Annotated in this window: 17 protein-coding genes, 1 tRNA gene and 3 pseudogenes; 10 read left to right on the top strand and 11 right to left on the bottom strand. The window is 63.4% G+C overall.

From position 1 onward, the window contains the following. Window positions 1-145: 145 nt before the first annotated feature. The 5 genes from FHR90_RS07750 to FHR90_RS07770 form a co-directional block, all read right to left on the bottom strand. On the bottom strand, window positions 146-709 hold the full coding sequence (locus FHR90_RS07750; protein ID WP_023979779.1) for a c-type cytochrome: 564 nt from the start codon (window positions 707-709) through the stop codon (window positions 146-148). Between the two features lie 65 nt (window positions 710-774). Beyond that, a complete protein-coding gene (locus FHR90_RS07755; RefSeq protein WP_018308139.1) occupies window positions 775-1,167 on the bottom strand; it encodes a hypothetical protein in 393 nt (130 codons plus the stop codon). Window positions 1,168-1,247: 80 nt separating this feature from the next. Next, window positions 1,248-2,054, bottom strand: a complete 807-nt coding sequence (locus tag FHR90_RS07760) for a copper resistance protein B (protein WP_023979778.1) — start codon at window positions 2,052-2,054, stop codon at window positions 1,248-1,250. Next, a complete protein-coding gene (locus FHR90_RS07765) occupies window positions 2,051-3,883 on the bottom strand; it encodes a copper resistance system multicopper oxidase (protein WP_176621533.1) in 1,833 nt (610 codons plus the stop codon). Before FHR90_RS07765 ends, FHR90_RS07760 begins: the two co-directional genes overlap by 4 nt. A gap of 486 nt (window positions 3,884-4,369) precedes the next feature. Further along, window positions 4,370-4,642 carry a metal-sensitive transcriptional regulator gene (locus FHR90_RS07770; RefSeq protein ID WP_007284529.1) on the bottom strand — a complete coding sequence of 91 codons (273 nt, stop codon included), beginning with the start codon at window positions 4,640-4,642 and terminating at the stop codon, window positions 4,370-4,372. A gap of 43 nt (window positions 4,643-4,685) precedes the next feature. On the opposite strand from FHR90_RS07770, the gene FHR90_RS07775 reads away from it, so the two are divergent. Beyond that, window positions 4,686-7,109 carry a heavy metal translocating P-type ATPase gene (locus tag FHR90_RS07775; protein WP_018308144.1) on the top strand — a complete coding sequence of 808 codons (2,424 nt, stop codon included), beginning with the start codon at window positions 4,686-4,688 and terminating at the stop codon, window positions 7,107-7,109. Window positions 7,110-7,201: 92 nt separating this feature from the next. Here FHR90_RS07775 and FHR90_RS07780 read toward each other — a convergent pair. Beyond that, a pseudogene (locus FHR90_RS07780) lies at window positions 7,202-7,719 on the bottom strand (type II restriction endonuclease); the annotation flags it as partial. A gap of 638 nt (window positions 7,720-8,357) precedes the next feature. After that, window positions 8,358-8,825: pseudogene (locus FHR90_RS07785) on the bottom strand (IS481 family transposase); the annotation flags it as partial. Between the two features lie 145 nt (window positions 8,826-8,970). Here FHR90_RS07785 and FHR90_RS07790 point away from each other — a divergent pair. After that, a complete protein-coding gene (locus tag FHR90_RS07790) occupies window positions 8,971-11,472 on the top strand; it encodes a protein-disulfide reductase DsbD family protein (protein WP_246330111.1) in 2,502 nt (833 codons plus the stop codon). Window positions 11,473-11,626: 154 nt separating this feature from the next. Here the strand turns inward: FHR90_RS07790 and FHR90_RS07795 are convergent. Beyond that, window positions 11,627-11,836: pseudogene (locus FHR90_RS07795) on the bottom strand (pyridine nucleotide-disulfide oxidoreductase); the annotation flags it as partial. A 9-nt stretch (window positions 11,837-11,845) separates the two neighbouring features. Beyond that, window positions 11,846-12,493, bottom strand: a complete 648-nt coding sequence (locus tag FHR90_RS07800) for an SOS response-associated peptidase (RefSeq protein ID WP_010669086.1) — start codon at window positions 12,491-12,493, stop codon at window positions 11,846-11,848. Between the two features lie 197 nt (window positions 12,494-12,690). Between FHR90_RS07800 and FHR90_RS07805 the strand changes: the two genes are divergently transcribed. Genes FHR90_RS07805 through FHR90_RS07815 form a run of 3 tightly spaced genes read left to right on the top strand, consistent with a single transcriptional unit; the run spans window position 12,691 to window position 18,081 of the window. Then, window positions 12,691-13,473 carry an ImuA family protein gene (locus FHR90_RS07805; protein ID WP_176621522.1) on the top strand — a complete coding sequence of 261 codons (783 nt, stop codon included), beginning with the start codon at window positions 12,691-12,693 and terminating at the stop codon, window positions 13,471-13,473. Further along, window positions 13,403-14,923: a DUF6504 family protein gene (locus tag FHR90_RS07810; RefSeq protein WP_266152726.1), complete on the top strand. Its 1,521-nt coding sequence runs from the start codon at window positions 13,403-13,405 to the stop codon at window positions 14,921-14,923. The genes FHR90_RS07805 and FHR90_RS07810 overlap by 71 nt, the downstream gene beginning before the upstream one ends. Continuing rightward, a complete protein-coding gene (locus tag FHR90_RS07815) occupies window positions 14,920-18,081 on the top strand; it encodes an error-prone DNA polymerase (protein ID WP_026200119.1) in 3,162 nt (1,053 codons plus the stop codon). Before FHR90_RS07810 ends, FHR90_RS07815 begins: the two co-directional genes overlap by 4 nt. A 73-nt stretch (window positions 18,082-18,154) precedes the next feature. On the opposite strand, the gene FHR90_RS07820 is transcribed toward FHR90_RS07815, so the two are convergent. Continuing rightward, entirely contained in the window at window positions 18,155-18,613 is a 459-nt protein-coding gene (locus FHR90_RS07820; protein ID WP_010668704.1) for a MarR family winged helix-turn-helix transcriptional regulator, read from the bottom strand. 117 nt (window positions 18,614-18,730) lie between these two features. Between FHR90_RS07820 and FHR90_RS07825 the strand changes: the two genes are divergently transcribed. Continuing rightward, complete coding sequence (locus FHR90_RS07825) at window positions 18,731-19,102, top strand: hypothetical protein (RefSeq protein WP_010668705.1); 372 nt, start codon at window positions 18,731-18,733, stop codon at window positions 19,100-19,102. Window positions 19,103-19,313: 211 nt separating this feature from the next. On the opposite strand, the gene FHR90_RS07830 is transcribed toward FHR90_RS07825, so the two are convergent. After that, window positions 19,314-19,388, bottom strand: a tRNA-Gly gene (locus FHR90_RS07830). A 156-nt stretch (window positions 19,389-19,544) separates the two neighbouring features. On the opposite strand from FHR90_RS07830, the gene FHR90_RS07835 reads away from it, so the two are divergent. From FHR90_RS07835 to FHR90_RS07850, 4 genes are all read left to right on the top strand, one after another. After that, window positions 19,545-20,546 (top strand): tetratricopeptide repeat protein, encoded by a 1,002-nt coding sequence (locus FHR90_RS07835; protein ID WP_176621523.1) that lies wholly within the window; start codon window positions 19,545-19,547, stop codon window positions 20,544-20,546. A gap of 13 nt (window positions 20,547-20,559) precedes the next feature. Beyond that, the gene (locus FHR90_RS07840; RefSeq protein WP_176621524.1) at window positions 20,560-20,775 is read left to right on the top strand and encodes a Trm112 family protein; all 216 of its coding nucleotides are present in this window, start codon (window positions 20,560-20,562) and stop codon (window positions 20,773-20,775) included. A gap of 93 nt (window positions 20,776-20,868) precedes the next feature. After that, window positions 20,869-21,732, top strand: a complete 864-nt coding sequence (locus FHR90_RS07845; protein ID WP_176621525.1) for an ABC transporter permease — start codon at window positions 20,869-20,871, stop codon at window positions 21,730-21,732. Further along, window positions 21,729-22,433: an ABC transporter ATP-binding protein gene (locus FHR90_RS07850; RefSeq protein WP_176621526.1), complete on the top strand. Its 705-nt coding sequence runs from the start codon at window positions 21,729-21,731 to the stop codon at window positions 22,431-22,433. Before FHR90_RS07845 ends, FHR90_RS07850 begins: the two co-directional genes overlap by 4 nt. The last annotated feature ends 4 nt before the right edge of the window (window positions 22,434-22,437 follow it).

The raw sequence follows: 22,437 nt of genomic DNA on the forward strand, positions 1-22,437 counted from the left end.
ACACGCCTCATGGTTTCTCCAACACGCCATCATCCTCGGCAAAGCCCATACCGGCCCGCTTTCCGGATGTCGTCAGGGCACGGGTTATTACCCTACAGGGGTATGGCATATTTTCCTTGATCTCGATCAATTATCCCAGCGGCATCTATTGTCGGGGCATCGGCATATCCATGTCGTGATGCATATGATGTCCGCCAGCTGCTCCTGCCTGGGCGACCAGCGCCTGGTAGTCGGAACTGTTCATTCCCGGAAGCTTTTTGAGAAACGCGACAATGTTCCAGAGATCATCATCACCATGATCCGCCCAGGACGGCATGCCCGACATCTTGATGCCATGCTTGAGGATCCAGAACAGTTCGCCTTGCGTATAGCGTTGCGCCACATCATTCAAAACCGGCGGCTTCGGATACATCCCCTCCGCCATATCCTCGGCCTCGACGCCCGGCGCGGAATGACAGGAGGCGCAATGCGTCGAAAAATGCGATGCACCGCCGACGAGCCGTGCCTGCGTCTCAAGATCGACAGGTGTGGTAATGCCCTCGGCGTGATGCCGGATTGAATGGAAGCGTGCCGTTTCCAGAACACGATAGGTCAGCCGCCAATGCGGCGAGGTGGCGCCTACATCATACAGACCACCGAAAACGACGGCCGTTCCCGCGCCGATCCCGACCAGCAGAATGCCGGCGAGACTCCAGGCTAATCTTTTCATGCGTGCCTCCCTGGGCATGTCCAGGGGCGACGCTTATGACGCCGCCCCGCTCCATCAGGAACCGATCAGCGCTGATGAACCGCGTCGGGCATGCTCTGCGGGCCCATCGGCATTTTCATGCCGTCGCCCATGTCGCCGCAGCCCATTTTCATCTTTTTATCCGATGGTGCCATTGCCTGACCGTTCGGCATGGCCATGCCCTTCATCTTCATACATCCCCCCATCTTTCCTTTCATTTTCATGCCTTTCTCTGCCCCCTTCATGCCGGATCCGGGCATGCCGTCCATTTTCATCTTGTCGTGGTCCATTCCTGACATGCCTGACATACCCTGCATTCCGGACATATCCTGGCCCTGCGGCTGGGCTGGTGCCGGAACCGGTGTCTGGGCATGCGCAACTGAGACCGTGGCCAGGAGTGCTACCAGAAGGGCCGATGATCTGAAATTAATGGTCAGCATTGGTCTTTTCCTCATCATTGGTTATCGGATGCGAAGGCGCACAATGCGCCCCGCGACGATTTCACATCGGGCAGGAATAGTCAGAACCACGTCCTGATCCCGAAGGTGAAATTCAGGTCATGGACACGCTCATTCCTTGAACGCGCCATGTCGGCGGCCTGACCGAACGTGCCGGAGTAACTCACGCCGATATAAGGCGCGAATTTCCGATGCCATTCGTAGCGAAGCCGCAATCCCGTATCGATATCGGACAGCCCGGTTCCGACCCCGCGCGCACGATCGGACGCGGAATAGAAGTTCATCTCTACCTGGGGTTGGAGGATCAGGCGATTGGTCAGCAGAATGTCGTAGGAACCTTGCAGACGCCCCGCAGCGCCTCGGTCACTGAAATAGGCCGTGGCCTCCACATTGAAGAAATATAGCGCCAGTCCCTCGACCCCGATCGCGCCCCAGGCCCGTGTGGGGCCGTTGTCAATATCGAGACGCACGCCAGTCTGGACATCGAAATACCGGGAGATGGCACGATCATAGAGGGCCTCATGATCTCCATCACCGAACTTGCCGTTTGTGCCGACCGTGCCTTCGGATTTCAGCCAGAGCTTGTCGTAGTCGGTGCCGAACCAAGCCTGCCCATCGTAACGGAACTGCCCGCCATCGGCACCAAAGCGCGCCTCGAACTGGTCGAGCAGCGCATGCACATAGATGTTATGGTCCATGACCGGCTGGATGCCGTTGACATAGACCACGGGCGCGGGAGCCGAGGCGGTCTGCGCTTCCTGGGTTCCTTCGCTCTGGCGTGCCGGGACTGACTGGGCGCGTCCCGTGCCAGGTACCGCGGTAGCCAGTCCAGCGGCAAGGACCGTGCCACCTATCAGACCCCGGATCACGACACCACCACCGTGCGGAACATGCCCACCTCCATGTGGTAGAGCAGGTGGCAGTGATACGCCCACAGCCCGGGTTCGTCCGCCGTGACCAGGTAACTCAGCCGCTCACCCGGCTTGACGGTAATCGTGTGCTTGTAGGGTCGGCAGTCACCCTGCCCATTTTCCAGTTCGCTCCACAATCCATGCAGATGGATTGGGTGCTCCATCATCGTGTCGTTGATCAGGACGAAGCGCACCCGCTCGCCCAAAGTCAGACGAATCGGTTCCGCTTCCGAGAACTTCTTGCCGTCAAATCCCCAGATGAAGCGTTCCATGCTGCCGGTCAGGTGCAGGGTGATCTCGCGCGACGGCGGGCGTGGGTCCGCGCCCGGGATCGTGGCCCGCAGATCGGCATAGGTCAGAACGCGGCGACCATTATTCTCCAGCCCGTCGCCCGGCTCCGCCAGCCGGTTGATCGGCATCATGGCGACACTCTGCACCGCGACGCCGGGCTTCAGCTCTGTTTTATGCCGCGGCGCAGCCGCCGTGCCCGGCATATCCATCGCGGCGGCTCCGGGCCTGTTGGCCTGCTTCATATCCATGTGATCCTTGTCCATGCCGCCGCTGGCAGGGGCATCACCGGGCTTCCCCGGCGGACTCCCCATCTCCATGCCTGCCATGCCGCCCTTCATGTCCATATTCCCCATGCCCATGTCGGTCATGGTGCGCAGCGGGCGCGGGTCCATGGGGGGAACCGGCCCGGCAAGGCCCGGACGGGTGGCGAGTGTGCCGCGCGCGTATCCGGTGCGATCCTCGGCCTGCGCAAAGACCGTGTACGGTCCATCGGCGGTGGGCTCGACAATCACATCGTAGGTTTCTGCAGGTCCGATGCGGAATTCATCGACAGGGATGGGCTCCACGTCATTGCCGTCGGCCTGAACGACGGTCATCGTCAGGCCGGGAACCCGCACGTCGAACAGCGTCATCGCCGACGCATTGATGAAGCGCAGGCGTATGCGCTCGCCCGGTCGGAACAGGCCAGTCCAGTTTGCCCCGGGAGACTGGCCGTTGATCAGGTAGGTGTAGATGATGCCCGACACATCCAGAATGTCGGTCGGTGCCATGTTCATGGCACCCCATTGCAGGCGATCCCGGATCGTCGCACCCAGCCCTTGCCGATGCGCGTCACGGAAGAACGTGCCCACCGTACGCTGGCGGAAATTGTAGTAATCGCTCTGGAATTTGAGATTTGAGACGATGTCCTCGGGATCGACGTCGGTCCAGTCGGACAATACCATCACATAATCGCGGTCGAAATGCTGCGCGTAACCGTCTCTCGGGTCGATGATCAGAGCCCCATACAGGCCCGTCTGCTCCTGGAAGCCGGAATGGCTGTGATACCAGTAAGTGCCGCTCTGATGCAGCGGGAAGCGATAGGTGAACGTGTCACCCGGCGCGATCCCGCCAAAGCTCAGACCGGGCACGCCATCCATGTGGGCCGGCACCCGGAGGCCGTGCCAGTGGATCGAACTGGGCTCATCCAACCGGTTGGTGACGTTCAGTTCGACCGTGTCATCCTGACGCCAGCGCAGGATCGGCGCGGGCGTGGAGCCGTTCACACCCACCGCGTGCATGCGCGCACCGGTGATATTGATCGGTACAGAACCGATCGTAAGGTCGAAACGGGTACCAGGCAGCGGGTCGGGCCGCCCCGACGCCGGTGTATAGACCGAAGCGTAGGCGCTCGCGCTGCCCTGCGGGAGGGCCAGCGCCGCTCCCCACAGGCCCGTCCCGACGACGAAACGGCGGCGCGTGATCGCGCTCCGTCCCGCAAGGGATCGTATTGAGATGAATAATAGTCCGCAAAAGAGAGAAGGCGGAGCCGGTCATAGGTCCATGACCAGCCCTGAGACTGTCAGAACAGAATCAGGCCATCTCTCTGGGCGGTGGCAGGGCCGGCGCGAACCCATGACCGACGATGCGATCCGAACGAGACAGGCCGAAAGGTGCCGTAACACCTGAGTAATCAAACGCCCTGGTCACGGAGGGCGGCATCAGCCAATTGGCGACGCAGGCACCCTGGGCGCAGCAATCGCCGCAATGATGAGATGGATGATGGTCGTGGCACGGTTCATGATTGCAATGTGCGGTCGTCGCATCCGTATGGGATGGCATCTGCATCCCTGGCATGTCAACCATCGGTTGGGTAACCAAAGCAACTGTAGAAGACAACGTGGCGGCATGACCCGGCATGACGGACGCCAGCATCAGTCCCACCTGCAGAAGCAGGCAGGCCAGCAACCGTCCCAACCGTGTCGCGCCGATTTCTTGCACATCTACCCCGTCATCTTGCTGACCGTTTCGATCAGTTCCCCGATCTTTTCCTGACGTTCCACCGGATCGCCGGATTCGATCGCCTCCACGACGCAGCCCGCGATATGTTCGCGCAGAACAAGCCCCTCGAGCCGATGCAACGCCGCCTTGGCGGCCCGAAGCTGAAGCAGAACATCCACGCAATAGCGGTCTTCGTCCACCATTTTCTGGATGCCACGCACCTGACCTTCGACCCGTTTCAGGCCCTGCGAAATCTTTACCCGTGACTGCCTCATTGCACTATACCCTACAGGGGCATACCATGGAGCGCAAGCGATTATGGCATGTCTGGCGCCGCGTGGCGGCCACAAACAAGGGGACCTCATGACGAACGACAATACAGCAGCTTGCGCGTCCCATCTCCATGGAGAGGGTCCCACCCCGGCAGCGACCGGAGTTAAGACGCGCCCGGTCAAGGATCCCGTGTGTGGCATGACAGTCGACCCCGCGACGGCGACGCATCATGCCGACCATGATGGCCAGACCTGGTATTTCTGCAGCGCGCACTGTCAGACAAAGTTCGAAGCCGACCCCTGTCATTACCTGCACAAGGCGGACACGACGCCCATCAAGTCTCAGCCCAAACGGGTCGGGGTGATCTGGACCTGCCCGATGCACCCTCAGATCCGACAGGATCACCCCGGCTCCTGCCCCATCTGCGGCATGGCGCTGGAACCGGAGGAGCCATCCGACGCCGACACGCCTAACCCGGAACTCGTGGATTTCAGCAAGCGCCTGTGGGGGGCGAGCATATTGGCGGTCCCGCTCGTTATCATCGCCATGGCGGCGGATATGGGAGGGCTGGCATTTCTCGATGGCGGCCTGACGAACTGGATTCAGTTGGCGCTCACGGCGCCAATCGTGCTGTGGGCCGGCTGGCCGTTCCTCGAACGCGGCTGGATGTCGCTCCGCACCCGGCATCTGAACATGTTTACGTTGATTATGCTGGGCGTCGGCGCAGGCTTTCTCTATAGCATCGCCGCGACAGTGGCCCCTGGCCTGTTCCCTGCTGCCTTCCGCATGCATGACGGGTCGGTCCCGGTCTATTACGAAGCCGCCGGTGTTATCGTGGCCCTGGTGTTGGCCGGGCAAGTCCTGGAACTGCGCGCCCGCGCCCGTACCAGTCGCGCCATTCGCGCGCTGCTGGATCTCGCACCGAAAATCGCACACCGGGTCGGCGCGCTGGATCGGGAGGACGACGTACCGCTGGCCCAGATCGTGCCCGGCAATCGGCTCCGCATCCGGCCGGGGGAAAGCATCCCGGTGGACGGCACCGTCATGGACGGGCGCTCCAGCGTGGACGAAGCCATGCTGACAGGAGAGCCAGCACCTGTCGCCAAGGGACCGGGTGACAAGGTGACGGGTGGAACCATCAACGGCACCGGCAGCCTGCTGATGACAGCCGAGGCCGTTGGCTCGGACACGATGCTGGCCCGGATCGTCAGCATGGTGGCGGCTGCCCAGCGTACGCGCGCACCGATCCAGGCGGTGGCGGACCGGGTCTCCGGCTGGTTCGTGCCGCTGGTCGTGCTTGTGTCCCTTCTGACCTTCGTCGTCTGGCTTCTGGTCGGTCCGCAACCGCGCTTCGGACACGCACTGCTGAACGCCATTGCGGTCCTGGTGATCGCCTGCCCGTGCGCGCTGGGCCTGGCCACTCCGATGTCGATCATGGTGGGCATGGGGCGCGGGGCGCGGGCCGGCGTGCTGGTTCGCAACGCCGAAGCCCTGCAGGCGCTGGATACGGTCGATACGCTGGTGATCGACAAGACCGGCACCGTAACCGAAGGCAAGCCCCGGCTGATCGCGACCGAAACATCAGGTGCATGGGATTCCAACGTCGTCCTGCGGCTGGCGGCATCACTGGAAACACAATCTGAGCATCCGCTGGCCCAGGCACTGGTCGCCGCGATGACGGCGCAGGGCCTTCAGGCCGCGCCGGTCGGGGATTTCGCGTCTCAGACCGGCCTGGGCGTGACCGGCACCGTCGACGGCCATGCCGTCGTCGTCGGAAACCAAGCCCAGATGCGGCAGCAGGGCATCGATGCGTCGGCATTGATCCCTGTCGCGGATTCCCACCGGGCGGAGGGCGCGGGCGTCATGTTCGTCGGCGTCGACGGACAGGCCGCTGGGCTGCTGGTCGTGGCCGATCCGCTGAAGACCGACGCGAAGGAGACCATCGCGGCACTGCACGCAGCCGGCATGCGGATCGTGATGCTGACGGGCGACAATGCCCGGACTGCGGAAGTCGTCGCCCGGCAGGCGGGAATCGACGAGGTACATGCCGACCTCAAGCCTGAGGACAAGGCCGCGATCATTCGTGACATGCAACAGAAGGGAGCCCGTGTCGCCATGGCGGGCGACGGAGTCAACGACGCGCCGGCCCTGGCCACCGCCGATATCGGAATCGCCATGGGCACAGGCACCGATGTCGCAATCGAAAGCGCCGGGATGACACTGGCACAAGGCAGCCTCGCCGGATTGGTACGCGCCCGCCGCCTGGCACAGGCGACGATGCGCAACATCCGGCAGAATCTGGCATTTTCTTTCCTGTTCAATGGGATCGGCATCCCACTTGCCGCAGGCGTACTGTATCCTGTCTTTGGCCTTACGCTGTCGCCCATGTTCGCGGGAGGCGCGATGGCCCTGTCCTCCCTGGCCGTCGTGACAAACGCACTGCGGCTCAATGCCCTGAGACTTCGGTGAAAGCAGATTGCCTATTTCGTTCGGAAGGTATGCCTATCCGCGACAGGAACCCACACGAAGCGAAGACCCGTTCATTACAGGAGCATAGATTTTCATGCAGGAGTCGCCAGATGGGATATAGCTTGAATTGGTTTTATACCCTGCCCAAAGCGCTCAATGGCCTTACGATCCTTCTCAAGCGCCCGTAAGGCAGATACCGGACTTTCAGGTCAGCAATCCTACTGAAAGCCGGCCGCCACAGTTGTTCCCGTACATCGGCTTCCCGCTTATCCGGCGCGACAAGGAGCAGTCCCTCCAAAGCCTGCGCCTCTGACCCGCGAGCAAGATCCAGCATCCGCACGATGCCGGAATAGATGGTCGTTGAATGCTCAACCTCGAAGGCTGCGACAACCCTGTGGCTTTCCCGATCAAGCCACAGAACATCGATCAGACGCACGGATTCCGCTCCCTGCGTTTCCGTCGTGAACCCAGGCAACACCGACAGGCAGCCACCCAGATCATTGGAAAGCCGCGAACGATAGGTCGCATTCAGTTTCAGGATGCCCTGCCGCATGGCAAGATATTCCTCCCATCGCCCCAGCTTCACCTTTGATCCGGTCAGGGCATTATATGGATGTTCGCGACGGCGGCCATTGCGCTGAACAACTCGCTCCGTTTTTCCTCAAGACGAAAGCAGGGCAGCAGGTGCGCCACGATACGTTTGAGCTTTGCATTAACGGGGACGCGAATCATCGCCGGCCGGTGGCCGCGTGCAATCTCATTGGGGATGACAAGGCGTCGTCCGACAAGGAGAGCCACCCGTAAAGAAAGACATCGGGAGAGACTGTCTAATCACCATTCAATGACTGGTCTGCTTTCTATTCTTGTAAACTCAAAGCCGATGCAATCTGCAACAGCCATGAATACGATGTCGTGCAGGAAGCCGTCACAGGATGGATAGACGATCGCACAGAGTGCATCGTGAATGATCGAAGCCCACGACGTGCGAGCACATATCGCGACCAATATGACATTTATTGAATTTCACCTCCCGGTCCTAATCAGGGTAACCGTCGACAGACCGCGACGCTGAATCTCATTATTTGGGCGGATAAGCTCTCGAACAGTCTAATTCGCGCGTCAATTAATTAGTTCACCTAATGAGAGTATTCACATTATAGCATCTAATCAATGTCGAGACGCGTGATGTAGGCTCCCGGGAGCTTAAAATTCTGTTTCGGCGCGGTGCTCGGAAGCCTGGCCATACAAGTCGGCTGTTTTCAGGATGATGAGACGCCCCATTGCGGTGCGGACTTCGGCGATGTCGATATGAAAATAGCCGACCGGATAAGTCTTGAACTTCGAGCGCCTGGGCTTGTCGCCCTTGGTGTCGGGCAGACGGCTGATTCCATGGCGCTGAAGACAACGATGCAATGAAGAGCGCGTCAGATGCGGGATCGTCGCCTGTAGCGCGTAAAGGCAGTCGTCCAGGGGCAATAATGTATGGCGGCGGAACGCCACGACGATGCCCTCCTCCTCGATCGACAGGACCGTCGAAAGAGGAGCCTTCGGGCCAGTGCGTCGATCCGCTGTATCGGGCCGTCCCTTCGATTTGGCGACTGTCTTCGGGTTGACCCCGTGGCGTTCCGCCAGAGCTCTCAGGCTCTCTTGACTATGCTGTATCGCTCGACGGACTGCCGTTGTCGTCGTGGCGCATCCGTGGTGAACCTGGCCCATAGCGCATCCTTCCACTCTCGTGAAAATAATGCACCATCAAAACCCGGGACTAAACATCTAGGAAACCGCCTGCCCTGTTCCCCCATCCGTCGGCTGCGCGTATGCTGGGTGTGTCCGCCCCTACCGTGTTGAAAGCCTGACGCTCATGAGCGGCCCTCTCCCTTTTCCCTCGCGCCAACCTAGCCAGAAAGCTCACCCCACCCGCGCCCGCGCGGGCAGGAGATGGCAGGGCGCGCTGGGCAAGGGGCTGGCAGGGCTGCTGGCGTGCGCGGGGCTCCCTCCCCTTGCTGCCGCCTGGGGGGCGGAAAGCGCGCCCGCCATCAGCGCGCACAGCACGGCCAGCCTGATAAGCGCGTCCGATACCGCCAGCCCCGGCTCGTCCCTCCATGTGGCCCTGCGCCTGCGGCTCAAGCCCGGCTGGCACACATACTGGCTCAACCCCGGTGATGCGGGAGACCCCGCGACCCTGCGCATAACCGCAACGGGCGCGTTAAGGGGCGAGGCGCAAACCATTGTCTGGCCCACGCCGCAGCGGATCAGGGACGCCTCCCTGATGTCCTATGCCTATACGGGCGATGTGGTGCTGCCAGTGGTGCTCCCAATGGTGCGCCCTGTGGAACCTTCAGCGGGACGTCCACCGGCGGCCCAGCCGGGGCAAACGCCCGACGGCCTGGGCGCGCAAGGGCTGACAACCCTTAGCGCCCACGCCAACTGGCTGGTGTGCGCACAGAGCTGTATTCCCGAGGAAGGAACATTCACGCTTACCCTGCCCGTGGGCGCGCCTCGCCCGTCCGCGCAGGTGGGGCTGTTTACACAGGCGGAGCAGCATACGCCCGTGCCCTCGCCCTACCCGGTGAGCATCAGCCCCACAGGGGTACTTGGCGTTCAGGGCAGGGAGTTGAACCGCCAGTCCGTCGCGCAAGCCTGGTTCATGCCGCAAGAGCGCGGGCGGATTGGGGAAGCCGCACCGCAAGCCCTGCTCTTTGGCCCCGAGGGCCTTGCCCTGCGCCTTGACCCCACGGCTGACTTTACGCCTGCAAAGCCGTTGTCGGGTATTCTGGTGCTCAAGGCCCCCGATGGGACGGAGCGCGCGCTGAGCGTGCGGGCCACCCCGCTGCCCCCCCCAATGGCCAGTGAGCCCTCCATTGCGCCATCGGCCCGGCCTGCCACCGAGCCCAACACAGGAACCACCTCCGGGACCGCTGCCGAAGCCGCCGCTGGAACCGCCACAGGAGGGACCACAGCGGGGACCGCAACGGGAACCGCCATGGGGGCGACCAGCCCAGACCCGGCAGGGGACTATCCGGCAGGGGAGCAGCCGATGGCGGGCCATCTGGCAGCGCTCGGCAATGGCGTGCCGGGGCCGCCCCATGGCGGGGGGGAAAGTGCGTCTGGCCTGTTCCGCCTTGTTGTACTGGGGTTCCTGGGTGGGCTGGTGCTGAACCTGATGCCCTGTGTTTTTCCCATTCTGGCCATGAAGGCGCTGGCCGTCGCCCGCATGGGCCAGAGTGAGCGCCTGCACCAAAAGCAAAGCGCCATCAGCTATGCCGCAGGGGTTATTCTGGGCTTTACCGCCCTTGGCGCGCTGGTCATGGCGCTGCGCCTGGGCGGGGCCGCCACTGGCTGGGGGTTCCAGTTCCAGTCCACGATGTTCGTGGGCATGATCACATGGCTGATCTTCGCCATGGCGCTTAACCTGCTGGGGGTGTTTGTCTTCCTGCCGCCCGCCTTCGCCCTATCCTCCTCCCCCCGGCACGGGCTGGTGCATGACCTGCTGACCGGGCTGCTGGCCGTGGCCGTGGCCTCGCCCTGCACCGCGCCGTTCATGGGGGTGGCCATTGCCGGGGCGCTGGCCGGTCCCCCGGCAACCGGACTGGTCATTTTCGCAGCACTTGGCATCGGGCTTGCCGCCCCTTACGTGCTGCTGGCCTTTTGCCCCGCGCTGGCCAAAAGCCTGCCCCGCCCCGGCGCATGGATGGACTACCTGCGCCAGTTTCTGGCTTTTCCGTTACTGGGCACCTGCGTGTGGCTGCTGTGGGTCGCAGCGGTGGAGGGTGGGGTCACAACGGTTTTGCTTGTATCATCGGGCATGGTGTTCCTGGCCTTTGCGGCATGGGTTTACGGCATTACCCAAAGGCGCCCGCTCCATGCGGGCCATGACCGGGACTGCACGGCCCTGTATGGCGTGGCCCTGCTGGGGCTTTTGGCGGCCATGGCGCTGCTGCCCGCCCTGCTAGAGCAGGCGCCGCAGGCTGGCGCCAACCCGCCCTCCGCCTCGGGTCCGGGCCTTTCAGCCCTCCCCTCCGGCACGGAGGCTTTTTCCGAGGAGCGACTGCGCGCCCTGCACAATGCGGGCAAACCCGTGTTTGTGGACATGACGGCGGCATGGTGCATCACCTGCCTTGTCAATGAGCGCATGGCGCTCAACACACAGGCGACACAGGCAGCCATGGCACGCTATGGCGTAATAACGCTCCGGGGGGACTGGACACAGCGCAACCCCGCCATAACCGCGTTTTTGCGCAAACATGGGCGCGATGGCGTGCCATTCTACCTGTTTGTGCCCGCACATGGCGCGGCAGTGGTGTTGCCACAGATACTGACGCCCGGACTGGTCATAGGCACCATAACGCCCCACGACAAATAACCGGGCGCTGGCTGTACCAGCCCCGGCTCGGCCCGGGCAGGGTGTAAACGGCCCCAAAAGCTCCGGGGCAGTTCAACCTGCTGCCCGTTAACGCGGATCAGCCCGTCCGGCTCGATCACGTCGAGCGGCGCAAATGCGGAGAGCGCGGGTCGGAATGGGAGGAGTGGATTTGCGTTCTGGCAAACAATTCGCGGCCCGGATAATCGGGGATGAAGGGCGCAGACCATGTGCCGGTGGCGCCGATGACCGCGCGGCTTAGGAAATCACCCACGCTGGTGCTGACATTCAGGAATTTCTGGTCAGTGCGTTCCACACGTCCGACCATTACGGGGCGGTGGATCGGCGGCGCATAGCGCGCCTCGTAGAGGCGCCATCAAGCAACCCCCGTGGGTGGAGCAATCGCTATTAGCGCTCCGTCCGGCAATGCCTGCTGCACCTGCAAGGCCTCAGGTGCCGGCGCTGTCATCCACAGATCCATATCTTCCTGCTGCGTCAGGATAACTGGCATGGCCCAAGGATGAATAGCACCGACCTCCCGGTTGGCTTCAGTGGTCAGGAATCCATACAGGTTATTTGTCGTCTCGCCGTCAGCCAGTTTCCTGACCGACGTCCACCGGCACCACAGACCGGCGAAGAAGGCCAGCGGCTCGCCATCCGCTCTGGCGAACCAGACCTGACGACTTCCACCTTCGGGCAGATGTTCGGGCTCGGCAAACGCCGTCAGCGGCACCAGGCAGCGATGTTCCACGCCTTCCCATCGCCGCCACCAGGACGATTCCATATGCCGGATATTGGTTATGCCCCGATCCACCTTCCTGCCCTTGAGCATGCCGGGTGGCGTCGGCATTCCCCAGCGGGCCATGACCAGTTCCCTGCCGCCCTCGGCATTGCGGATGATTGGGGCCATTGTATTCGGCCACACCTCGGGCAACGGTTGCAGGTTGCCGATATGATCGATCATGACCCTGGCGATCATCCTGATCGCCTCCTGGTTCGTCATTACGGAGTAGAGGTTGCACATCGGTGCCGTCCTTCCGTCGTCGGCCAGAAAAAATCCCTGAGACTCAAAGCTTTACAGATATCAGAGACATAGCTGGGCCTCAGCTATTCCCTGCACTGTGTCACACCTCCGGTAATCGTGCCTTGACTCTTATCGCGCGTTAGGAACAAACCATGAACATATAGCTACTGACGCCGCCAGCATCGGACGGATTCGAGATGACCACGAAAGGGAGCCCAGCCCGGAAGAAGCCCGCCCTGGAAGCGCTTCAGGCGACCATTGCCCGGCTCGAAGGACACAAAAGCCATAAACGCGCCGTCCTGCCATTCGGCGTGAAGGAGATCGACGCGAGGTTACCGGGTGGCGGCCTGGTCCTGGGCGCGCTTCATGAGGTGGCCGGTGGCGGGACTGACGCCCTCAACGCCACGGCTGCGGCCCTGTTCGCCGCAGGGATTGCCGGCCGGACCAGAGGCAAGGTGCTGTGGATCGTCACCCGGCAGGACATCTTCGCGCCGGCTCTCGATCAGGCCGGACTGGCCGCTCGCCGGGTCATCCACGTTGAAGCATCCTCGGACAACGACGCCCTGGCCTGCTTCGAGGAAGGTCTGCGACATGGCGGGCTGGGGTCCGTGGTCGCCGAGGTCGGGCGACTGACGATGACGGCCTCGCGGCGCTTGCAGATCGCGGCCGAGGGAACCGGGACCATCGGCCTGGCTGTCCGGAGATGGCGCCGCCAGACGGAAGCCGCCGATTTCGGGCAGCCGACAGCCAGCACCACACGCTGGCGGGTCTCGGTCCTGCCATTCGCGTCGCTTCCCGTGCCAGGTGTGGAACGGCCCCGGTGGATGCTGGAACTGCTACGCGCGCGATCGGGGGAATGCGCGGATTTCGAGGTGGAGGGGTGCGATGCCAACGGGAGGATCGAATCGTGTGGTGTCGCTCTACCTGCCGCTCTGGCCGACGGAACGCATCAGGAAGAAGCTGGGCAACGCCGCGCCTGAGACACCGCTGGCCCTGGCCGGCCGGGAAGGCAGCCGTCGCGTCGTCATGTCCGCCGACCTTGATGCCCGCAAGATCGGGGTGACACCCGGAACCCCGGTTGCGAAGGCGAATGCGCTCTATCCCGATCTGACCATCATGGAGGCCGATCCCGAGGGCGACCGTGCCGGGCTGGAGGCTCTGGCCCTCTGGTTCCAGCGGCGGATCGCGCCGATCGTGGCCGTGGACGCATCCGGCGGACTGCCTGATGGCATTGTAATGGATACGACCGGCGCGGATCATCTGCATGGCGGCGAGCCGGCAATGCTGGAAGCCGTGGTCCGGCGCCTGGCTGATTCAGGCTTTACCGCCAAGGCCACGATCGCCGGAACCTGGGGTGCCGCCCATGCCCTGGCCAGATATGGACGCGGCCGGATCATCATTGTGCCCGAAGGCGGCATCCCCGATGTGCTGTCCGGCCTGCCGATCGAGGCATTGCGGCTTCCGGCTGCCGTCATCGAAGGGTTGCGGACGCTGGGTATCTCCCGGATCGGCAAGCTGGCCGCCATGCCGCGCGCGCCGCTGACCCTGCGGTTCGGGCCGGAACTCACACGCCGTCTCGACCAGGCCTACGGGCGCGTCGCCGAACCGATCCAGGCCGTGCGTCCGGTCGATCCGGTTTCTGTCGCGCGCAATTTCGCCGAACCGATCGGTGCCGCCGAAACCATCGCCCGCTACATCGGCAAGCTGGTCCCCCTCCTGTGTGAAGGGCTGGATGCCAGGGGCGACGGCATACGGCTGCTCGACCTCCTGTTGCACCGGTTGGACAGCCAAACCCAGACGATCCGGATCGCCACGGCCCGGCCGGCAAGGGACGCGAAGCATCTGACGCGCCTGCTGTGCGAGAAGATCGAGACGATCGATCCGGGCTATGGCATTGAGCGCATGGAACTGGTCGCCGTCCTGGCCGAGCCGATGGAGGTCAGGCAGCGGGTTTCCTCGCTGATCGAAGAGGAAGAAGCCGACATCTCCGGCCTGATCGACACGCTGGCCAATCGCGTCGGTGGGGAATCGCTCTACCGGTTTGCCCCTGTGGAGAGCGACATTCCCGAGCGGTCGGTCTGCCGGGTGCCGGCACTGGCTCCGGATGACGGCGCCACCTGGCCGGTCGGATGGCCACGACCGACCCGGCTGCTTTCCCGGCCGGAACCTGTCCAGGCCATGGCCGAATTGCCGGACCAGCCGCCGATCTTCTTTATCTGGCGCGGTATCCGGCATCGCGTGCGCTGCGCCGACGGGCCTGAGCGCGTCTTCGGCGAATGGTGGAAGGGTGATACGGAACTGACGATCGCGCGGGATTATTTCCGGATCGAGGACACGGCCGGCGACCGATTCTGGGTCTTCCGCGAGGGTGATGGCGAACATGGAGAAACCGGCTCGCAGAGATGGTTCATGCACGGGCTGTTCGCATGACCCGCTATGCCGAGCTTCAGGTCACCAGCTATTTCTCGTTCCTGCGGGGCGTGTCTGCGCCTGCCGAACTGTTTGCCCAGGCCAAACGTCTCGGACTTTCCGCCATCGGGATCACCGACCGCAACACACTGGCCGGCATCGTCCAGGCCCACATCGCCGCGAAAGATACCGGCATGCGGCTGGTGGTCGGATGCCGGCTCGACCTCGCCGACTTTCCGCCGGTCCTGGTCTATCCGATGGACCGCGCCGCCTATGGCCGCTTATGTCGGCTGCTGTCGATCGGCAAGGCGCGCGCCGGCAAGGGGAAATGCCTGCTGAACTGGGCCGATCTGGCCGAGTGGGGCGACGGACTTCAGGCCGTGCTGGTGCCGGATGTCGCCGGCGAGGACTGCGCCCTGCATCTGCGGAAGCTGCGGGATGCCTTCGGGGACCGGGCCTATATGGCACTGACCCTGCGCCGCCGGCCGAATGATCAGATGCGGCTCTATGAATTGGCGAATATGGCCCATGCGCGCCGGGTGAAGACCGTCGTCACCAATGACGTGCTGTTCGATATCCATGACCGCCGCATTCTCCAGGATGTCGTCACCTGTGTTCGGCATAATACGACCATAGACCGGGCTGGCTTCGTCCGTGAGCGTCATGCCGATCGCTATCTCAAGCCGCCCCAGGAAATCGCGCGCCTGTTCTCGCGATATCCCGAAGCGATCGACCGGAGCATGGAGATCGTCGAACGCTGCCGGTTCAGCCTCGACGATCTAGCGTATCAATATCCCGATGAAATCACGACGCCGGGCCAGACACCCCAGGAAGCACTGGAAGCCCTGACGTGGGAAGGTGCGAGAGCCTTCTATACGGATGGCATCCCCGAGGACGTGGCTGAAATTCTCCGCCATGAACTGGCGCTGATCGGGCGCATGTCCTACGCGCCCTACTTCCTGACGGTGAACAGCATCGTTCGCGAGTCGAGGCGGCGGGGCATTCTGTGCCAGGGTCGCGGATCGGCGGCCAATAGCGCTGTCTGTTTCGTGCTGGGCATCACGGCGATCGACCCGTCGCGGACGACATTGCTGTTCGAGCGGTTCATCTCGGAAGAGCGGGGCGAGCCGCCGGACATCGACGTGGATTTCGAGCATGCCCGTCGCGAGGAAATCATCCAGTGGATCTATGACCATTACGGTCGCACCCGCGCGGCACTGACCGCCGTGGTCACCCGGTATCGGGCCAAGGGGGCTCTCCGTGATGTGGGCAAGGTGATGGGGCTGCCGGAAGACCTGATCACCCTGCTGTCGAAACAGATATGGGGCTGGTCGCGCGAGGTCGATGCGGAGAAATTCGCCGAGACCGGAATCGACCTGACTGACCGGCGTATCCGTCTGACGCTCGATCTGGCGCGTGCCCTGATTGGCGTGCCGCGTCATCTGTCCCAGCATCCGGGCGGCTTCGTGCTGACCCATGACCGGCTGGACGAACTGGTGCCGATCGAACCGGCGGCGATGGAGAATCGCCAGACCATCGAGTGGGACAAGGACGACATCGACGCGCTGAAATTCATGAAGGTTGATGTGCTGGCGCTTGGCATGCTGACCTGCATGAAGAAGGGACTGGACCTGCTCGCCGAACACAAGGGGCAGCGCTTCACGCTCCAGACCATTCCGGCCGAAGACCCGCGGACCTACGCCATGATCCGCAAGGCAGACACGATCGGCGTGTTCCAGATCGAGAGCCGGGCGCAAATGTCGATGCTGCCGCGCCTGAAGCCCCGGACCTATTATGACCTGGTGATCGAGGTCGCCATCGTCCGTCCCGGACCGATCCAGGGCGATATGGTTCATCCGTATCTGCGCCGGCGGGAGGGCCTGGAGCAGCCCGATTACCCGACCCCGGAACTGGAGGAAGTCCTGAAGCGGACCCTCGGCGTGCCGCTTTTTCAGGAACAGGTCATGCAGGTGGCCATGGTATGTGCCGGGTTCACGGCGGCCGAGGCCGATCAACTCAGGCGTGCGATGGCGACCTTCAAGAACACCGGGACGGTCTCGAAATTCCAGACCCGCCTGCTCGAAGGCATGAGGGAGAACGGATATCCGGAGGAATTCGCCGAGCGTATCTACCAGCAGCTTGAGGGCTTCGGCTCCTATGGCTTCCCGGAGAGCCATGCCGCGTCATTCGCCATCCTGGCCTATTCGTCATCGTGGATGAAATGCCGCCATCCGGACGTGTTCCTGGCCTCATTGCTGAACAGCCAGCCGATGGGCTTCTACGCGCCGGCCCAACTCGTCCGCGACGCCCAGGCGCATGGGGTGGAAGTCCGGCCTATCTGTGTGAACCGGTCACGCTGGGAGGCCATCCTTGAAGGGCCGGAACGGGCGAACGGCCTGTTTGCGGTGCGGCTCGGGATGAACCTGGTGAAGGGACTGGCCAATGAGGATGCCGCGCGGATCGTGGCGGCCCGTGGGAATCGGCCCTTCGTGTCGATAGACGATCTGTGGCGACGATCCGGCGTGAAGGCCGCTGCCCTGACCCACCTGGCCGAGGCGGATGCGTTTCGTGCGGGGTTCGGGCTGGCACGGCGTGAGGCTCTGTGGGCGATCAAGGCGCTACGGGATGAACCGTTGCCCTTGTTCGCGGCTGCGGAGATCGTCCGGGAAGCAAAGGAACCGGATGTCCTGCTCCAGCCCATGCGGGCCGGCGCCGAGGTGGCACGGGACTATAACCGTATCGGCCTGACCCTGCGGGACCATCCGGTTGCCTTTCTGCGGGATGATCTGAGGCGCGATGACATCCTGTCGTGCCGGGACGCAATCAATGCCAGGGATGGCAAGCGGCTGACGGCAGCCGGAATCGTCCTGGTGCGTCAGCGTCCGGGTTCTTCAAAAGGCGTGGTTTTTATGACGCTGGAGGACGAGACGGCGACGCTGAATGTCATCATTTGGGCAGACACCTTCGAGAAATTCCGGCCGGTGGTCCTGTCCGCCAGCATGGTGGCTGTGAAGGGGAGGCTTCAGAAGGAGGGCGAGGTGATTCATCTGATCGCTCTGGAGATCATCGACCAGTCGGGACTACTCGCCGATGTTGGAAACCGCTCAAATGGTGGCACCCCAAGCGACAGACATCACCCGGATGACGTCATCATAGTTCGATCGCGGAATTTCCATTGATGTGCGATGTCCAGAGTGTTGTGCCGCATTTCCATGATTGTAAGAGGCGTGCATCGGTTATCGGAAATCTGCGTCATGGCCTCTCTGCTAGACCCTTGATCGCCCAGTGAAGCAGATCAAGCAGTCGTTCACCTTCCTCCTCCGAGAGATGCGTATGGCTCCGGGCGTTGATGACCGCCACGGCTGCCGCAACCTCCGGCAACCTGACAGACATTAATGGCGATAGCGATATCGTCGTGCTTCTGCGATCGTTCGGATCCGGCTTGCGTTCGATCAGCCCGTCCCGTTCCATTCGTGAAAGGGTCTTCGCCATCGTGGATTGCTCGACGGCCGCGAGGTTCACCAGTTCACGCTGGCTCCGTGTCTTGCCGTCCGCCAACGCGAAGATCACCGGTAGCTGACCGGACATGAGGCCAAAGGGCCGCAGTGCTTCATCCATCTCACGAGCAAAAAGCCGGGCGGCCCAGTTGACCATATAGCCAAGGGAGTCGGTTCGGGACGGCCATTTATATGGCTTGCTATCTTCTTTCATGGCTTGCTATGTAAAAGACCTTCTCTTCAGGAAGCAAGGATCATATCATGCCAACGCTTCTCCGCCGTCTCCATCGTGTGACAGGAAAGCCTGTCGATCCTTTGTATTGGCAGTTTCATGACTGCCTCGGTCGTCGCAGAACTCTATGGCGACGCCTCGATTATCAGCACAGTCAAGCGTGCGATCCTCTGGGGATTATTGGTCCTGGTCCCATGTCTCGCCACAACGGGGCTTTCGGGCTATCGCGCGACAAGTGGGGCTCCGCGTGGTCTGGCACTCGTGAAACTCCGCCGTATGCGGATCATCGGCCTCAACGGGATTTGCGTTCTCGTACCGTGTGCGCTGTTTCTGGCCGCCCGCGCGGCGGCATCACGATTCGGTTGGCCATTCTACAGTATACAGGCGCTCGAACTTCTGGCCGGCTCTATCAATCTTACTCTTCTGGTCCTGAATTTCAGGGATGGTCTGCGCCTTGCTCGACGGCAATAAGCGCAGAGTACCGATGTGAGCCGCGCACGCCGACAATAACGATTGATACGAATTGACGGCGCGATCAGGACCGCAAAACAAGTGTGTGTCTCCGCTAAGGCCATCACAGATTCAGCCTCGCGGTGGACACCATGTGGACACCACACCCCAAAACGACGAAAGCCGCCTTGCGGCGGCTTCCTCGTATCCGTCTGATTTTCCTTGGAAAATCTGGAGCGGGCGATGGGATTCGAACCCACGACCCCAACCTTGGCAAGGTTGTGCTCTACCCCTGAGCTACGCCCGCGCTCCGTGGAGCGGGGTTCTATTGAGGTTGGTCGGGAAGCGCAAGGGGCCTTGGGCAAAAAAACAACGTCCGCGCAGAGCTGCTGTGGTTGCGGTGGCGGGGCAGGGAGACGATCTTCACCGCCACGTGAAGCTCGCGCTTGAAGGAGTGCCGCAGATGGCATTTGACGAGGATCTGATCATCGGGAAGCCCGGCAGGGTACCCGCCCGCGCGCCGGCGCCTGCGTCCGCGCCGTCATCGGGGCTGGCTGCGGCGTCGGCGCCTGCATCCGCTTCCATCATCGACGGCAGCCAGGAGACTTTCGTCGACGAGGTGATCGACGCCTCGCGCGACGTGCCGGTGATCGTCGATTTCTGGGCAACCTGGTGCGGCCCGTGCAAGACACTCACGCCTGCGCTGGAGAAGGTGGTGCGGGCCGCCGGTGGACGCGTGCGGCTGGTCAAGATCGACGTCGATCGCAATCAGGCCCTCGTCGCCCAGCTCAGCCAGCTCGGTCTGCCGATGCAGTCGGTCCCCACTGTTGCCGCGTTCTGGCAAGGGCAGATCGCCGACCTCTTCTCCGGCGCACTGCCCGAGAGCGAGATCAAGCGCTTCGTCGAGGCGCTGCTCAAGCTCGCCGGTGGGGCGATGCCGGCCGCAGATCTCTTCGGCGAGGCGAAGGCCGCTTTCCAAGACCAGCAATTCGATCTCGCAGCGCAGCTCTTCAGCCAGTCGCTCGAGCAGGACCCGGAATCGCCGGAGGCCTGGGGTGGGCTGATCCGCGCCCTGGTCGGGCTGGAAGACGACGAGTCGGCCAGCGAGGCGATCGCCCAGGTGCCGGCCAAGCTCGCCGAGCACGCCGAGATCACCGCGGCGAAGAATGCCTTCACCCTTTCGGTGGAGGGCCGCGAGGCCCGCGCCGCCCTTGCCGGGTTGGAGGAGAAGGTGGCGGAGGCGCCCGACGACCTCCAGGCGCGCTACGATCTTGCGACCGCCCAGAACGCCAATGGTCAGCGCGAGGCCGCGGCCGAAGGGCTGCTCGAGATCCTGCGCCGCGACCGCGCCTGGAACGAGGGCGCGGCGCGGGCACAACTCATCCGCTTCTTCGATGCCTGGGGAGCCGCCGACCCGGCCACGCTGCGTTATCGCCGGCGTCTTTCCGCGCTGCTGTTCAGCTGAGAGGGAGGCCGAGATGACCGACGAGACATCCGGCCCCGAGAGCGGTGCGAAGGTGCCGCTCGATCCGCTGCTGCTCGAGATCCTGGTCTGCCCGGTCACACGCACCGCGCTGCGCTACGACGCCGAAGCAGGCGAGCTGGTCAGCGACGCGGCGGGGCTCGCCTTCGAGGTCCGCGACGGCATCCCGATCATGCTGCCCGAGGAGGCGCGCGTGCTCGACCCGGGGTAGATCAAGAAATCACAATGTCTGACAGTGTGAATTTCAAGCTACCCAAATCGCTGTCGTGATATAATATCCTCGCCAGACAGCGCGGGTATTTTCATGTCTGAAACAGCGATCCGGACTCGTTATATCGCCCGGCGGCACACGAGCGCGCGCGCCGGCGTGTCGCCCGGCTTGCGTCGTCAGGGCGCGATCCTCCTGCCTGGGCTGCGCCGGCTGGCCTCGCCGCTGCTGCTGCTGGTGATCTGGCAGGCCGGTTGCTCGGCGGGGCTGATCCCGGCGCGTTTGCTGGCCTCGCCCGCGCAGATTGCGGTCACGTTCTGGTCACTGCTTCAGGACGGTACGCTGCCGGTCAATCTCGGCGTCTCGCTCGGCCGCGCCGGGCTGGGGCTGGCGATCGCCGTCGTCGTCGGCATCGGGCTCGGGCTGGTCTCCGGCCTGTCGCGGATCGGCGAGGAGGTGGTGGACGCGCCGATGCAGATCCTGCGCACCCTGCCAGCGCTGGCGCTGGTGCCGCTGTTCATCCTGTGGTTCGGCATCGGCGAGACGCCGAAGATCGCGCTGGTCGCCCTCGGTGCGGTGTTTCCGATCTACCTGAACCTGCACAAGGGTATTCGCGGCCTCGATCCGAAGCTGCTGGAGATGGCGCGCACGCTGAATCTCACGCGCGCGCAGACGATCCGGGATGTGGTGCTGCCCGGGGCGCTGCCCGATCTGCTGGTCGGGTTCCGCTTCGCGGTCGGCATCTCGTGGCTGATGCTGGTGGTCGCCGAACAGGTCAACGCGCAAAGCGGTATCGGCCACATGATGATGGACGCACAGGACTTCCTGCGCACCGACATCATCATGGTCGGGCTGGCGATCTACGGGTTGCTCGGGCTGGGCTCGGACCAGTTCGTCCGGTTCCTCGAACGTCGGCTGCTGGCCTGGCGACCCGTGTATGGCGCGGAGCGACGGGCATGAGCGCGGTGCGTGTCGAGGGGCTGACGCGTCGTTTCGGCCAGGCGCCTGCGGTCCTGGACCGGCTCGACCTGACCATCGCTCCGGGCGCATTCACCGCCCTGCTCGGTCATAGCGGGTCGGGAAAATCCACCCTGCTGCGGCTGCTGGCCGGGCTCGACGACGTCTCCGAGGGACGCATCGAGCGGCCGGACGCGGTCTCGGTGGTGTTTCAGGAAGCGCGGCTGCTGCCGTGGAAACGGGTGTGGCAGAATGTCGCCCTCGGCCAGACCGACGCCGACGCCCGTGACCGCGCGCATGCGGTGCTGGAGGAGGTGGGCCTGGGTCATCGCATCGATGCCTGGCCGCTGACGCTGTCGGGCGGCGAGGCGCAGCGTGTCGCCCTCGCCCGGGCACTGGTGCGCGAGCCGAAGCTGCTGATGCTGGACGAGCCGTTTGCCGCCCTCGACGCGCTCACCCGGATGCGCATGCAGGGTCTGGTGGAGGATCTGTGGGCCCGGCATGGCTGCGCGGTGCTGCTGGTGACGCATGATGTGGACGAGGCGCTCACCCTCGCCGATCGCGCGGTGGTGCTGGAACGAGGACGCATCGGCACCGATCTGCGCGTCGACCTGCCACGCCCCCGCCGGCACGCATCACCCGAGCGTGAGGATCTGCGCCGGCGGCTGCTCGCGGCACTGCATGTCCACGAGCACGCCGCCTGAATCG

It is taken from the genome of Endobacter medicaginis, assembly GCF_014192375.1.
Classification (GTDB): Bacteria; Pseudomonadota; Alphaproteobacteria; order Acetobacterales; family Acetobacteraceae; genus Endobacter; species Endobacter medicaginis.

Bases quoted from the DNA above. Each gene is read 5' to 3' on its own strand.
- FHR90_RS07850 (WP_176621526.1), top strand. From the start codon at position 21,729: ATGAGCGCGGTGCGTGTCGAGGGGCTGACGCGTCGTTTCGGCCAGGCG.
- FHR90_RS07750 (WP_023979779.1), bottom strand. From the start codon at position 709: ATGAAAAGATTAGCCTGGAGTCTCGCCGGCATTCTGCTGGTCGGGATC.
- FHR90_RS07805 (WP_176621522.1), top strand. From the start codon at position 12,691: ATGACCACGAAAGGGAGCCCAGCCCGGAAGAAGCCCGCCCTGGAAGCG.
- FHR90_RS07775 (WP_018308144.1), top strand. From the start codon at position 4,686: ATGGCATGTCTGGCGCCGCGTGGCGGCCACAAACAAGGGGACCTCATG.
- FHR90_RS07815 (WP_026200119.1), top strand. From the start codon at position 14,920: ATGACCCGCTATGCCGAGCTTCAGGTCACCAGCTATTTCTCGTTCCTG.
- FHR90_RS07835 (WP_176621523.1), top strand. From the start codon at position 19,545: ATGGCATTTGACGAGGATCTGATCATCGGGAAGCCCGGCAGGGTACCC.
- FHR90_RS07800 (WP_010669086.1), bottom strand. From the start codon at position 12,493: ATGTGCAACCTCTACTCCGTAATGACGAACCAGGAGGCGATCAGGATG.
- FHR90_RS07825 (WP_010668705.1), top strand. From the start codon at position 18,731: ATGACTGCCTCGGTCGTCGCAGAACTCTATGGCGACGCCTCGATTATC.
- FHR90_RS07770 (WP_007284529.1), bottom strand. From the start codon at position 4,642: ATGAGGCAGTCACGGGTAAAGATTTCGCAGGGCCTGAAACGGGTCGAA.
- FHR90_RS07755 (WP_018308139.1), bottom strand. From the start codon at position 1,167: ATGCTGACCATTAATTTCAGATCATCGGCCCTTCTGGTAGCACTCCTG.
- FHR90_RS07845 (WP_176621525.1), top strand. From the start codon at position 20,869: ATGTCTGAAACAGCGATCCGGACTCGTTATATCGCCCGGCGGCACACG.
- FHR90_RS07790 (WP_246330111.1), top strand. From the start codon at position 8,971: ATGAGCGGCCCTCTCCCTTTTCCCTCGCGCCAACCTAGCCAGAAAGCT.
- FHR90_RS07840 (WP_176621524.1), top strand. From the start codon at position 20,560: ATGACCGACGAGACATCCGGCCCCGAGAGCGGTGCGAAGGTGCCGCTC.
- FHR90_RS07820 (WP_010668704.1), bottom strand. From the start codon at position 18,613: ATGAAAGAAGATAGCAAGCCATATAAATGGCCGTCCCGAACCGACTCC.